General features: G+C 48.2%; 15 protein-coding genes. 9 read left to right on the top strand and 6 right to left on the bottom strand.

Annotated elements, in window-relative coordinates; genetic code table 11:
* Window positions 1-9: 9 nt before the first annotated feature.
* On the bottom strand, window positions 10-903 hold the full coding sequence (locus tag HPY31_RS11775) for a LysR family transcriptional regulator (protein WP_172140855.1): 894 nt from the start codon (window positions 901-903) through the stop codon (window positions 10-12).
* 139 nt (window positions 904-1,042) lie between these two features.
* On the opposite strand from HPY31_RS11775, the gene HPY31_RS11770 reads away from it, so the two are divergent.
* From HPY31_RS11770 to HPY31_RS11745, 6 genes are all read left to right on the top strand, one after another.
* Window positions 1,043-1,978: a dipeptidase gene (locus HPY31_RS11770; protein ID WP_172141025.1), complete on the top strand. Its 936-nt coding sequence runs from the start codon at window positions 1,043-1,045 to the stop codon at window positions 1,976-1,978.
* 35 nt (window positions 1,979-2,013) lie between these two features.
* Window positions 2,014-3,072 (top strand): P1 family peptidase, encoded by a 1,059-nt coding sequence (locus tag HPY31_RS11765; protein ID WP_172140854.1) that lies wholly within the window; start codon window positions 2,014-2,016, stop codon window positions 3,070-3,072.
* Between the two features lie 72 nt (window positions 3,073-3,144).
* Window positions 3,145-3,954: an alpha/beta fold hydrolase gene (locus HPY31_RS11760; protein WP_172140853.1), complete on the top strand. Its 810-nt coding sequence runs from the start codon at window positions 3,145-3,147 to the stop codon at window positions 3,952-3,954.
* 114 nt (window positions 3,955-4,068) lie between these two features.
* Window positions 4,069-4,581, top strand: coding sequence for a hypothetical protein (locus HPY31_RS11755; RefSeq protein WP_172140852.1), 513 nt, complete (start codon window positions 4,069-4,071; stop codon window positions 4,579-4,581).
* Window positions 4,578-5,087 (top strand): hypothetical protein, encoded by a 510-nt coding sequence (locus tag HPY31_RS11750; RefSeq protein ID WP_172140851.1) that lies wholly within the window; start codon window positions 4,578-4,580, stop codon window positions 5,085-5,087. The genes HPY31_RS11755 and HPY31_RS11750 overlap by 4 nt, the downstream gene beginning before the upstream one ends.
* A gap of 57 nt (window positions 5,088-5,144) precedes the next feature.
* On the top strand, window positions 5,145-6,470 hold the full coding sequence (locus HPY31_RS11745; protein ID WP_172140850.1) for a serine hydrolase domain-containing protein: 1,326 nt from the start codon (window positions 5,145-5,147) through the stop codon (window positions 6,468-6,470).
* A 91-nt stretch (window positions 6,471-6,561) separates the two neighbouring features.
* Here HPY31_RS11745 and HPY31_RS11740 read toward each other — a convergent pair whose 3' ends face one another.
* Window positions 6,562-6,903 (bottom strand): DoxX family protein, encoded by a 342-nt coding sequence (locus HPY31_RS11740; protein ID WP_172141024.1) that lies wholly within the window; start codon window positions 6,901-6,903, stop codon window positions 6,562-6,564.
* Window positions 6,904-6,994: 91 nt separating this feature from the next.
* Window positions 6,995-7,420 carry a MarR family winged helix-turn-helix transcriptional regulator gene (locus tag HPY31_RS11735; protein WP_172140849.1) on the bottom strand — a complete coding sequence of 142 codons (426 nt, stop codon included), beginning with the start codon at window positions 7,418-7,420 and terminating at the stop codon, window positions 6,995-6,997.
* A 211-nt stretch (window positions 7,421-7,631) separates the two neighbouring features.
* Between HPY31_RS11735 and HPY31_RS11730 the strand changes: the two genes are divergently transcribed.
* From HPY31_RS11730 to HPY31_RS11720, 3 genes are read left to right on the top strand one after another with little or no spacing between them, the layout of a single operon-like run.
* Window positions 7,632-8,951: an ABC transporter substrate-binding protein gene (locus HPY31_RS11730; RefSeq protein WP_172140848.1), complete on the top strand. Its 1,320-nt coding sequence runs from the start codon at window positions 7,632-7,634 to the stop codon at window positions 8,949-8,951.
* An 18-nt stretch (window positions 8,952-8,969) separates the two neighbouring features.
* Window positions 8,970-9,920: a carbohydrate ABC transporter permease gene (locus tag HPY31_RS11725; protein WP_172140847.1), complete on the top strand. Its 951-nt coding sequence runs from the start codon at window positions 8,970-8,972 to the stop codon at window positions 9,918-9,920.
* On the top strand, window positions 9,920-10,753 hold the full coding sequence (locus HPY31_RS11720) for a carbohydrate ABC transporter permease (protein WP_172140846.1): 834 nt from the start codon (window positions 9,920-9,922) through the stop codon (window positions 10,751-10,753). Before HPY31_RS11725 ends, HPY31_RS11720 begins: the two co-directional genes overlap by 1 nt.
* Here the strand turns inward: HPY31_RS11720 and HPY31_RS11715 are convergent.
* The 3 genes from HPY31_RS11715 to HPY31_RS11705 form a co-directional block, all read right to left on the bottom strand.
* Window positions 10,750-11,634 carry a phosphotransferase family protein gene (locus HPY31_RS11715; RefSeq protein ID WP_172141023.1) on the bottom strand — a complete coding sequence of 295 codons (885 nt, stop codon included), beginning with the start codon at window positions 11,632-11,634 and terminating at the stop codon, window positions 10,750-10,752. The two genes, HPY31_RS11720 and HPY31_RS11715, sit on opposite strands and share 4 nt — an antisense overlap.
* A gap of 72 nt (window positions 11,635-11,706) precedes the next feature.
* Window positions 11,707-12,153: a hypothetical protein gene (locus tag HPY31_RS11710; RefSeq protein ID WP_172140845.1), complete on the bottom strand. Its 447-nt coding sequence runs from the start codon at window positions 12,151-12,153 to the stop codon at window positions 11,707-11,709.
* 135 nt (window positions 12,154-12,288) lie between these two features.
* Window positions 12,289-13,182, bottom strand: a complete 894-nt coding sequence (locus tag HPY31_RS11705; RefSeq protein ID WP_064201198.1) for a DMT family transporter — start codon at window positions 13,180-13,182, stop codon at window positions 12,289-12,291.
* Window positions 13,183-13,203 lie beyond the last annotated feature (21 nt).

The following is a 13,203-nucleotide window of genomic DNA, read 5'->3' as shown; positions in this document are numbered from 1 at the left end:
TATCCTTTCCTACTGCTGTAAGGTCTTGCACTGCATCAAAAAGTCGATAAACGTACGCATAATCCCGTGGACAGGTGTATCCTTAAGGTAAATCAGCTCGAAGTTCCGGTTGATTTGCGGCAGATTCAAGACGTCTACCTCCTGGAGTTCCCCTTCGTCCAAGTCTTTGGAGATGGCAAACCGAGGCAAAAAGGCGATGCCCAGCCGTTGTTTGACCATCCGCTTCACGACCTCGATATTGTCAGCCTCCATGATGACGTTGTTTTGTAGCTGAAAATGGCTGAACGCATTGTTGATCAGCTTCCAGTCGAGCGAGCCCCGATTGAACAAGATCAATCGTTCACGTGCGACTTCTTCAATGGAAACCTGGTGGCGGAATCCAAACGGATGGTCAGGATAAATCGCTAAGACCATGTCATCCGGCATCAGTTGAATCCGGTTAATCTGTGGATGGGTAACGGCACGAGCAATTCCGAACGACACCTCATGGTTTAGAACCATATCGAGTACCTGATGAGAATGTCCGGTGAGGATCGTCAGCTTGATTTTGGGGTACAACTGCTGGAACTGCTGGACGAGGTCAGGCAAAATGTAAAAGGCGGAGACAAAAACGGTGGAGATGGTCAATTCTCCCTCTACATCGCCTTGCGATCGCTGAATGGCTTGCTGTCCCTCTTGTAGCATATGCATGATGTTTTTGGCATAGGGAAGGAACAGATCGCCTTCCTTTGTAAGAGAAATCGTATGACCCGTACGTTGAAACAGCTTACAGCCCATAGTCGTTTCGAGTGCCTTGATTCGCATGCTGACCGTGGGCTGTGACAGATAGAGCAAATCAGCCGTTTTGCTGAAGCTCCCGGTCAGGGCGACAAAGATGAATGCTTCCATTTGCTCCATATTCATAAGTAGTGGCTCCATTATGTGAATTTTTAAAGTGGACTATTGCAAATTTTAATTAGAATCGCTTATAAAATTACATTACCGTAAAATTAGCAGAATAGGTAGAGTTATCAAAAGAAAATAGCCCAAGGGATGGATGAAAATGGTCAGAATGCCGATTATCGATTTGCACTGTGATGCACTTCTGAAAATTTGGGAGAAAAATGGGGCTCTGTCCTTTGCAGATGCGGACGAGTTGGACGTCAATAGGAAACGGCTACACGATGGCGGAGTGAAGCTACAGTGCTATGCGATCTGGACATCACCTGAATTGTCCACGGAACAACGTTTTCAAAAAGCTTTGGATCAAATTCATTACTTTTATACAGAGGTTCTCGGAAAACATCCAGAAATGAAACAGATCCGTGATTGGAGCGATCTCGACCATTTGCAAGAGGGAGAGATCGGAGCGTTGCTGACGCTGGAAGGGGTAGAGCCAATCGGCAACGATTTGAAGAAGCTGCACATTTTTTATCAGCTAGGGGTTCGTTCTGTGGGCCTCACCTGGAACTTCGCGAATCTCGCAGCGGATGGTGCGCTGGAACCGAGGAATGCCGGACTGACGACCTTTGGCAAGGAAATCATTCAATTCCACAATGAGCATAAAATGTTGACGGACGTCTCGCATCTAGGAGAGGGCAGCTTCTGGGATACGATGGAGCTGGCTACCTATCCGATCGCGAGTCATTCAAATGCACGAGCGATCTGCGACCATCCACGCAATCTGACAGATGAACAGGCAAAAGCGTTATTTGCCAAAGGCGCGAATGTACATGTCGTTTACTGCACCCAGTTTATCAATGAAACGACACCAACCACGATAGATGATCTAATCAAGCACATCGAGCATTTTTGTTCACTCGGTGGCGTGCGTCATATCGGGCTCGGCTCTGACTTTGACGGCATTACCGCAAAAGTCGTGGGCTTGGAGCATGCGGGGCAGAGCCAAAACCTGATCAATGAGCTGCTCAAGCATTATAAGGAAGAAGAAGTGCGCGGGTTTGCCTATGAAAACTTTCTGCGCAATCGTCCCGTGTAAGCAATCGGCATAGATGCACGAAAGGAAGGGAATGTATGACGAAAAAAATGCGGCAGCTTGGTGCGACAATCGGGAGACTGCTGGTTGGTGAGAAAAATGACATTACGGATGTAGTCGGAGTCCGAGTTGGACATGTGACGATCCAGCATGAGCTGGACAACGACGACTATGCATGTACAGGAGTGACAGCCATTTTGCCACATGGCGGCAGCTTGTTTCGGGAAAAGGTAACCGCAGCCAGCTATGTGATCAACGGCTTCGGCAAAACGACGGGACTCGTGCAAGTAAATGAGCTGGGGGTGTTGGAATCGCCGATCATGCTCACCAATACGTTTTCCGTCCCTGCGGTTACACAAGGGACTCTGCAATACATGCTGGATACGAATGAAGAGATCGGGGACACGACTGGGACGATCAACATTGTCGTGGGCGAATGCAACGATGGTCATCTCAATTCCATTCGCCGCTGTGTCGTTCGCCCGGAGGATGCTAGAGAAGCGATTCAGAACGCAACGGACCAAGCCGTAGAAGAAGGAGCTGTCGGGGCAGGGACGGGGATGATTGCCTTTGGCTATAAAGGTGGTATCGGCTCGTCTTCTCGTATCGTAGAGGCTGAGGAGCATGCCTATACATTGGGGAGTTTGGTACTCAGCAACTTTGGCAACAAAAATGATTTCTTGGGAGCAAATCTGTTCACAAGCTGCAAAAGCAATGAAAACGCAGTAGAGAAGTCCGAGGATGGCTCCATTATCATCGTACTGGCGACAGATGCGCCGCTCAGTGATCGACAGCTGCTTCGGGTAGCAAAGCGCGCAGGAATCGGCTTGGGACGAACGGGCAGCCATTTTGGGCATGGAAGCGGCGACATCGTCATCGCTTTTTCCACAGCACAAAAAATCCCCCATCAGCCAACAACCATTACGGAAACGCGCGTGCAACTACGCGAGGATCATCCGATCATGAACGAACTATTTGCTGCTGCGGCAGAAGCGACAGAAGAAGCCATCTACCATTCTTTGGCGCAAGCAGTCACGACCACGGGAAGAAAAGGACGCATCGTTCATGCGTATCCAAGTCAGGGATTAGGACAGTAGTAACATAACCCTACAACTGGTGACATACCTTGAGTGTAAAGAGGTGCATGGTGCGATACGGGAGGTAGGGTTATGTACATAGAAGTCGAAAAGGGTGTCACGGTTTTCGTTGAAGACCTCAATCCTGGCCCGAATAGCAAAACGATTTTTTTCGTTCACGGCTGGCCGCTCAACCATAACATGTTTTCCTACCAAATCAACGTACTTCCCCAGCACGGTTTCCGCTGTGTTGCCATGGACATACGCGGCAACGGCCAATCGGACAAACCATGGAGCGGATATACGTATGATCGCTTGGCAGATGACATCTATGTCGTTTTGGAAGCATTACAGATTAGGGATGCTGTCTTGTTAGGCTTTTCGGTGGGCGGAGCCATTTCGATTCGGTATATGTCTCGTTATGAGGGGCGGCATATTTCCAAGCTAGCGTTAGTGGATGCGGTTTCTCCTTCTTTTGTGAAAATGCCGGGTTCTCCATACGGTGTCTCGAAGGAGCAAGCGGAGGGGCTGATCAGTCAGATGTACGCCAATTTGCCTGAGTTATTAAACACAGTTTCCTTGCAGTTTTTCAATCGCAATTTAGGGACTGCTACGCTCCAGTGGTTTGTTAAAATGGGGCTGGATTCCGCTTCCTATGCGCTCATCAAAATCATGCAAGCAGCAGTGAGGGAGAATGTCATCAATGACTTGGGTCAAATCCGCGTGCCCACCGGAATTTTTCATGGGATTCACGATCAATTGATTCCATTCAAAAGCGCCGAGCTCACCCAGCAGCAAATCAAAGGGTCGAAGCTGTTTCCGTTTGATAACAGTGGACACGGCTTGCCGATATGTCAGGCGGATGACTTTAATAAGAAGCTGATGGCGTTTGTTCAATCATAATTCGTAAGGGAACTGACAGCCGATCTTCTGCCTTACGTGCAGGATATCGGCTGTTTCTGATAGAACTTACCAAATTATAGTTTTCAATAGCACTGGAAAAAACAACGAGTAAGGATGGGGAAATTGAAGAAAAGATTGTGGATTTCTATACTACTTCTAGCGATCGTTGTGGGAGGTTTTTATTCTCTTGTAAAAGGTAATCCGCCATTGGATATTGGCACCCGTGCTTCAAGCGAAGATCATAAATCTGTTGTTGTGGGCATGGGTAATAAGGGCTTTGGTGAAGTGAAAATCATAGATGTTTCAGTGAATAACGATGAAACACCATCAACAACAAAAGTGCAGGTTAGTAATGCATTGCAAGGGTTCATCATAACGGATGATTTTGATAATCCGGGCTTCAAGCCGTATGGATTTCAGAATCTAGAGGATGTAGCGATAAAAGCTGGCACATCTCCTTCTGTTAATTTCAAAAAAATGGATGAGGGTACTGCTACGAAAAACGATGAAATTTATGGGCTTAGTGTTGTTCATCATGAAGCAATAGACAGAGTGCATGTAAAGTACAGCTATCTTGGGATAACATTTGATGAAAGGGTGTTCTTTGAAGCGGGGGTAAATCTATGAGTCAAATGAAAGTTGTACCTGTCGAAGTTCCCTGGATGATCAGCCCCTCACATGATTTCGTAGGTTTTACTGGTTATGAGGAGCGGGGAGTAAGCGTGGAAATGATGTGTGGATATAATAAAAAGCGCTACGATAAAGTCTTGTCTAAGCTGCAAGAGCAATATGGGGAGGATATCCCAGACGACGAATACAATAAGGCGGGCAGTGCTATCATCAAAATTACTTTCCGGCCAATTTGTCTTTTTACGATGTACGGTAAAATGCAGGGCTACGAGCGATATGATTTCAGCATGCTCGATCAGTACTATGATGGGAGACTGTCTTTGGGTGATGAATGGGATAAAACGGATGTTTGCCCAAATCCGGGATTTTACGAAGTTATGGAGTCGACAGCAAAAGAAGCATTTGGATTTACGTCCCCTAGAGTCAAGCATTGGGTATTATGCGCGCATGACTCATGTATCGATGTGTTGGCCTATTCTTTTGAGTGGGAAGAGGTCGAATGACTTTTGGAACACTCTTTTTGCTAGCTAGAATCTTTCAGCCAAAGGCAGGGGAATGGAATGGACCACGCGAGCGTTTCAGCTCTGGAAGCATTTGTGCAACAGTTCATGCAGAAGGAAAAGGTGCCGGGGCTCTCCATTGGCATCTCTCGGGATGGTGAGACCATCTATCAACAAGGCTTTGGTGTTACCGATCTGGGGACGAATCAGCCCGTAACACCCGAGACCATTTTCGGCATTGCTTCGGTTACCAAATCGTTTACGGCTGCCGCTATCATGCAGCTCGTGGCGGAAGGCAAGCTGTCTGTTGACGACCCGATTTGCAACTATTTGCCTGATTTACAAGGAAAGGGAGACATACAAACTGACAAAATCACGATCCATCATTTGCTCTCTCATACTTCAGGTGTTCCACCGCTGCTACGCCGTGAAGAACTGACGAGACTGCCCGAGCATATTGCCTATTTGAACGAAGTCCAATTTGACCCCCTTGGTATGCCGGGTGAGTATATCAGTTACAGTAACGACATGTTTCTCCTGCTGGGAGCTATTATTGAGCGTGTCACTGGGCAACGCTACCGTACCTATGTAACAGAACGCCTGCTAGCGCCGCTCGAAATGAATCGCTCGACCTATAACCTGGAAGAAGTGGCTGGCTTTGCCGATGTCTCCGTCCCTTATGTCAAAGGGGAGGAGCAGCAGCTGAAAAAGGTGCCGTGGCCCACGCTCGGCAACTATGAAGTCGGGGGAGGCATCCGCTCCTGCGTTGTTGATTTGCTGAAATACGGCCAGCTCTATGTCAATGCCGGGCGTTATCAAGAGAAGCAGGTAGTAGATGGGGCCTCACTTAGAGCCATGTGGCAGCCAGTTTATCGACTCACAAAAGACACCTGGTATGGCTATGCGCTCAAAACAACGCCTGGTTATTCAGGAATAACGCTCGTTGAGCATGGTGGAGGTCAGCCCGGGGTGTCGTCGAACTTTGGATTCGTTCCGGAAAAAGGGCTAGTCGTCACCGTTCTTTCCAATCTGGAAAATGTGCCGATCCGCTACGTCTGGCTGGCTGCTGTGAATGCTGCCCTTGGTTTACCGGTTACACACAAAGAAGACGAAGCTCCGCTTTATACGCCAACGAGAGAAGAGCTAGAGAAGCTCGTCGGGACGTACACGTCAGGAGAAGGCGGAAGATTGCGGCTCTTCCTTCGAGAGGATGCTCCTGTAGCAGAAGTAGCTGGTATGGAGTACGCGTTACGGGCCAGTAGCCACGATACGCTGATCGATGTACAAAATGGACAACCCCTGCGCTTCTTTTTCAAAAAACAGCAACAAGCATGGGCGGTCCTCATGGGGCTGAGGATGCTTTGTAGGAGCGAAGACAAGTTTTAGACGGACTCCATAAATGAAACAGCGGCGACCGAAGACATGATCATAAAGTCTTCAACTCGCCGCTGTTATCACTGTATGGGAATTCCTCTGTCTAGGCTAAATAATGATACGTCGAGATGAAAAAGGAGAGAATGCAAAGAACGAGTGCCGGTATTGCTTTCGGAAAAGGATCTCTAGCAATCACAAGCAGGATGAAGGCAGCAACTAACATAGTCACGCCTAAAAGCAATCCAGATAATAATGCCGCGATTGAAAACCATATCCCAATAATCAAGCCAATGGAACTGATGATCTCGATAAAGCCAGTTAAGAAGTTAAAGATAGGTGGGAGTCCAAAGCGGTCAAATTCATTCGCCATTTTACCGGAAATAATTTTTGTACCTGTAAACATAAAGAAGATCGCTACAATGACTTGCAAAACGATTAGGGTCATAACCATGACAGCTTCCTCACTTTCGTTATTTTGTATCAAACTAAATGTATGCTATAGCATGTATTTGGTGGAGAAAGTATCTGACCTCTATTTACTCATCTTTTACGACTTGATAGAGTTTGTCGAGCAAAGCATGCAATTCCGCAATCTCTACATCGGTAAGGTTTTGCGTCACATGGTTATGCGCATCGGTAACGACGGGTAGAAGCTTTGATTTTAGCTCCATCCCTTTGTCACTCAGTAACAAATTATGTGAGCGTCGATCCACGTCATTTAAAGTGCGAATGACGATTCCCTTTTTTTCAAGCGAGTAAATCATTCTGACGACAGTGGTTTGATCGCGGTCAATCGCATCCGAAAGCTCCTTTTGTGTGATCGCTCTTTCTCCATCCATGACACTGAGAATGCCCCATTGCTCTGGCGTGATCTCCAATTGCTTTAACCTCTTCTTAAAATAGTTCGTCATTTTCATATCTGTACGGTGAAGAAGAAATCCGGTCAGATTGAATAATTCCATAGAGAATCCAAACCCCTTTATTTATATGCTATAGCATATAAGATGCTAACGTATTTTTTCCCGTTAGTCAAATATAGAGTGCCGGGAAAGCCTCACTGAAAAAAGAGTAAAGAAAACGAAAAAACGGGTAAAGATATTAAAACTTATAATTCAGAATATTTAATATAATACGAACTGTCCAACAAAAAAAGAAGCATGAGGGGGTTCGTGTATGGGATTTCGTTCCTGGATTTCTGTGGCGCTCCAATTAACGATGGCGACAGCCTTGCTTGTAGGCTGTAGTCAACCGGCGGCCACTCCTGACTCAGCATCGCCTTCAGGTGCGAATGGCGTCACGCTAAAAATGGTCGAGAGCATTACTAGCCCGCAACGAACTGCGCTGTTAAAAGACATGCTAGCCCAGTTTGAAGCGAAGAATCCGGGGATCAAAGTCGATCTGATTTCACCTCCATTCGAAGGAGCGGATCAGAAGATCACTCAAATGCTGATGGCAAAAGAAGAGCTGGACGTGCTAGAAGTTCGCGAATTCAATGCCAAGCAGTTTTCGATGAACGGCTTTATTGAAAATTTGAAGCCCTACACAGACAAATGGAAAAATTACGATCAGCTGACTGACGTCGCCAAACGGCGTGCCACTTGGGTGGACAAGACTCCTTATTACATTCCGAATGGACTGTACCAGCGCGTCTTGTATTATCGGACAGATTGGTTTAAGGAAGCAGGGATCGAGGTGCCGAAGACGTGGGATGAGCTCTTAGTCGCAGCCAAAAAGCTGACCGACCCTTCCAAAAACCGCTATGGGTACAGCTTCCGGGGAGGAGCGACCGGGTGGGATTACGCGCTGATCACGATGTGGGCCTACAACGGGACGGAGGTCGACCCTGACTCAGCCTTTTTCATGAAGGATGGACGCACGCTCTTCTCCACGCCACAATCATTGGAAGCGATGCAGTATTACAAACAGCTTTACAAGGAAGGCTCTCCAAAAGATTCCGTGAGCTGGGGCTTTCAGGAGATGGTACAGGGCTTTGTAGCGGGTTCGACTGCCATGCTGATTCAAGACCCTGACGTCATTGATGGAGCCAAGGAGAAGATGCAGGAAGGGACTTGGGCGACCGCTCCGATTCCGATTGGTCCTTCAGGTGTCGCTCAGCAAGTAGTCGGTGGACCTGGGTGGGGGATGACTGCGTACTCGAAGCACAAGGAAGAGGTGTGGAAGCTGATTGCATTCCTCTCTGATCCTGAACAGAGCACTCATTTTGCGAAAAAGACTTCCACAATCCCTGTCGTGAAAAGCGCGGCCGAAGATGAATTTTACAAGACTGGTTACTTCCAGCCGTTTATTGAGATGAGCCAGCAGTCGACGAAGTTCCTCGATGTTTCACGTCCTGTGGACTACAAAGGCTGGGGAGCTTGGCAAAGCACGGCGGATAAAGACATCCAGAGCTTTTTGCTCGATCAGCTCACCGCGGAGGACCTGTTGAAAAAATGGGATCAATACTGGACAAAAGAAAAAGCCGAGCGAAAGTAGACGTGGGGGGATGGTAGCTTGGACACACAAAAACCCATCGTCATGATGACGAAGCAGGTTGTGCCGGAAGGGAAGAAATCGTTCCGGATTTCCAAAGAAGGTCGCTTTATATTTTTGTGCCTCTTGCCCGCGATTTTGTTTGTTTCGGTCTTTACGTATTATCCACTCGCTCGTGGCATCATCATGTCTTTTCAGAACTACACGCTTTTTGATTTGATGAATATTCAGTTCATCGGGCTGGACAATTTTGTGAACGTACTGACAAGCCCAGATTTTCCGCGTGTTGCCATGAACAGCTTTTACTGGGTGTTTTTCTCCCTTGTCTTTCAATTGCTGTTTGGCTTCATGCTGGCCCTCTTGATGCGTAAAAAATTTCGTGGGAGAGGGATTTATCAGGCATTTATCTTTTTTCCGTGGGCGATGTCCGGCTTTCTGATTGGGCTGATTTGGCGGTGGATGTTCAATGCCCAGTTTGGCGTCATTAATGATTTGCTCTTGAAAACGGGTCTGATCGATGCGCCGATCTCCTTTTTGGCGGACGGAACTTGGGCGATGGCTGCCGTGATTATCGCGAATATTTGGTATGGCGTCGCGTTTTTTGCCATCATGATTCTGGCTGCCCTGCAATCGATCCCAGAGGAGCTGTACGAGGCGGCGGCGATGGATGGAGCGGGGCGGATTCAGCAGTTTTGGCGGGTGACACTTCCGTATATCATGCCTACGATGCTGGTGACGATCCTGTTGCGGGTTATCTGGATTCTCAATTTCCCGGACATCATTTACGCGATGACGAATGGAGCTCCTGCAGGCTCCACGCATATATTCGCTACCTACATGATCGATAAAGTCATCTTCGGTCAAGACTACGGGCAAGCCTCGGCAGTGGGTGTCATCATCGTGGTGATTTTGATGTTATTCACGATCTTCTACGTGAAAGCGACCAAAGTAGAGAAGGGAGGGGAGTTCTGATGCATCGTGATCATCTAGGGTGGAGGACTGGCAGAGCGATTGTCTTGACCTTGTTTCTTGCATTTGCGATTTTCCCGCTGTATTGGATTATCATTACCTCGCTCAAAGGTCAAAAGGAAATCTTTTCGCTGCCGATTCAATATTGGCCACAACAGGTGACGTTGAACAATTACCTGGAGATCTTTCAGATATCCCACTTCCAGGTGTACATCTGGAACAGCTTTCTCGTTTCCTTGGTCGCTTCGGCTATAGTCGTGTTCATCGCGATGCTCGGCGGTTACGTGTTGGCCCGCTTTTCGTTTAAAGGGAAGCGTCAGGTGATGTTCGGATTTCTCGTCACCCAAATGATTCCGATGTTCATTGGCATGGCGCCGTTGTACGTGATGATGTCCAACATGCACATCTTGAACAGCCTATTTTCGTTGATGCTCATTTACACGGTCATGCTGATTCCTTTTTGTACGATTATCATGTCGGGCTTTTTCCAACGGATACCCAATGCCTTGGAGGAAGCAGCGATGATGGACGGCTGCTCCCGATTGAGCGCCCTGTTTCGCGTCATCGTGCCGATCATGCTCCCCGGAATTGCGGCCACGTTTATTTTCGCCTTCGTTCAATGCTGGAACGAGCTGATTATGGCCGTTCTGTTCATTGATGAAGAGTCGGTCAAAACGATTCCCGTCGCGATGAACGCCTTTATCAAAAAATACGATATCGAATGGGGAGCGATGTCGGCAGCTACGGTGCTGTCAGTCATCCCGACGATGCTGTTGTTTGCCTTTTGTCAAAAGTACTTGGTGGAAGGGCTCACACAGGGTGCTGTAAAAGGCTAGAGGTAGTTTTGCATGCCAGCTTGGTACGCTGCTTCATCGTTGTTTTCCAAACCAAACAAAGCTTCTTCCAAGGCAAATGTACTGCGGTAAAATCTCATTCGTGTAAGCACCTGCTCAAGCTGGGGGTACACCGGGGTGAAATGCTGCAAAAACGCTTCCCCGTAGCTCGCGCATAGTCCTGCGAGGTCGTAAGCAGGATCGCCTACACCCGAACCGCCAAAGTCGATGATTCCTGTGATGCGTTGTTTTGTGGGGGAGTACAAGATATTCCCTGTGCCAAAATCTCCGTGAGTCAAGCAAGGCTGAAAATCAAAGTGGGCAGGGTTTGCCAGGTATGCTTCAAAGCGCTCAGCTACATCCTTTTTCGCTTGCTCACGCATGGCAGGGAACAACTTCGAAGCAATCTGTTCATACAGCTCAGTCAACTGCTTGGCCATGTCAAAATCGTCAGGCATAAGCTCCGGGAGCAAGGAGGAGACGGGGAGCTGGTGCAGCTCATGAAGAAATTGTGCCAGCTGGGTAGCGACAGTCGGTACCGCGTTTTGACGAGAGGCTGCTTGAAAAGCTTCTCGGGTAAAAGGCTCGCCTTCGAGTAGCGGATATCCGGCAAACACCCGCCCAGGTGTTTCTTCAGCAAAGGACAAATAGATCGGAGCCGGAATCGGCAGGGAGAGATATGGTTTTACCGTGCGTAATATGCTCGTTTCGACCTTCAGTTGCTCGATTCCGGAGCTGTACTTCGGAAAGCGAAACACGTACTCGTCATTGACGATGAGCACATCATTGTTTTGGCCCATCTCGTTAAAGTAGGCGGAAGTGATGGTCAATTCGGGATAAGTTGCTTGAATGTGTTGGATATACGCTTGCGTTGTCGTTGTCATCATGATTCTCCTTCCAATACCCCGCATTTCGAAAAAAGAGCACTCTCCCCTGAGGAAAGTGCTCTTTCGTATTTACGATGCTGCCAGTTCAAATCTGACGAGCGTTTCTTTGGTGTTTGCGAGCTTTTCTAGTTCAACAATTCGCCAGTTAGGGGAGATTGTCCTGCGCATCCACGCCAACGCATCGTCTTGTAAGCGAACGTGGTGCAGCGCTGTCTCCTCAACTTGATAGTCATGCTCCGCTTGGATGTTGTAACGTTTGTTCAGCAAAAACTTGATCCCGTTAAAAGTGGTGAACTTGATCTGGTAGCCTTCGCGAATCGCAGCTTCCAGCGTAGATGGATCATTTTTAGACAGTTCAAACAGAGGGGTGTAATCGTACTTGCCGCCCTCCACGTCCGAAAAAGGCGCAGGGTCACCTGTTCTCAGCTTGTGGATGATTGCTTCATCGACGAATCCATGGGCACGGGCTGCCTCTAACAGCATCGTTTCCCACTGGGATAGCTTTACGGTAGACATGGACTGTCCCTCCTCTTATCACGATGTAACGGCACAGACATCGCCAGCCTTTCTTCTAGTATAAAACAATGGAATTGTACTTCTCAACTGTAATTCCGACTGTTTTACTATGAAAAGTGCAGCGAGCTGTTTTGCTCAGGATGAAAGCGAGGAGGGGTTCTTCTTTTTACGCGGCTCCTTGGAGGTTGTGGTCAAGGTCACGCCCGCGATGATGAGAATCGCACCGAAAAACTGTACGCCTGTTACAGGCTTTGCCAGCAATAACAAACCGAAAAGCATGGCAATAAACGGTTCCAGGTTGGCAAACATCGCGGCTTTGGCAGCGCCTACCTTCTGTAGTTGGCTGTTCCAGATTAAGGTCACAATGCCGTGCATGACGACAGCGGTGACAAACAAGAGAAGCCAGGAGGAAAGGCTGGTGCTTACTGTGGCCGTAGGGATGCTGATCAGGACGAAAGGCAGCATCGATCCGAAGCCGATCAAATTGGATACGAGCGTCGTCACGAGTGGAGGGAGTCGATGTCCCAACAGCCTGACGAGGATGATCGAGGTAGCGAACGTCAGCATCGTCAATACAATCCAGAGGATACCGACATCAAAATGCAGCTCTGCCCCTGTATAAATGACGAATATAACACCTGATGTACCGATTACCGAACCGATTGCCATGCGGCCAGTCAGCGATTCCTTTAAGAACAAGGCAGCCAAAAGAGCGGTTGTAATCGGCGTCAGCGCCAGGATCAGGGCAGAGGTGGTCGGATCAGCTGTAACGAGCCCTTTGTAGAAGGACCACTGGTTAATGAATACGCCGACAACCCCCAATACCGCGAGCAAGAGCCAGTCCGTACGAGTGAGCTTTGGCATTTTCAACCGCCCTCTGGACCAGATGAGCAGAAACAAGACGATAAACAAGAGACGCATAGCCGATAAAAAGAGCGGAGAAAACTCGGCGACGAGCATTTTCCCGAAGACGAAATTGCTACCCCAAGCGGTTACGCAAAAAATGAGCAGCAAGTAGGAGCGTAGCATAGGATTCGTTCCTTCCTGTGG

The sequence above is a fragment of the Brevibacillus sp. HB1.3 genome (assembly GCF_013186635.1).
GTDB classification, from domain to species: Bacteria; Bacillota; Bacilli; order Brevibacillales; family Brevibacillaceae; genus Brevibacillus; species Brevibacillus brevis_D.
This window is presented reverse-complemented; position numbering and strand designations above follow the sequence as displayed.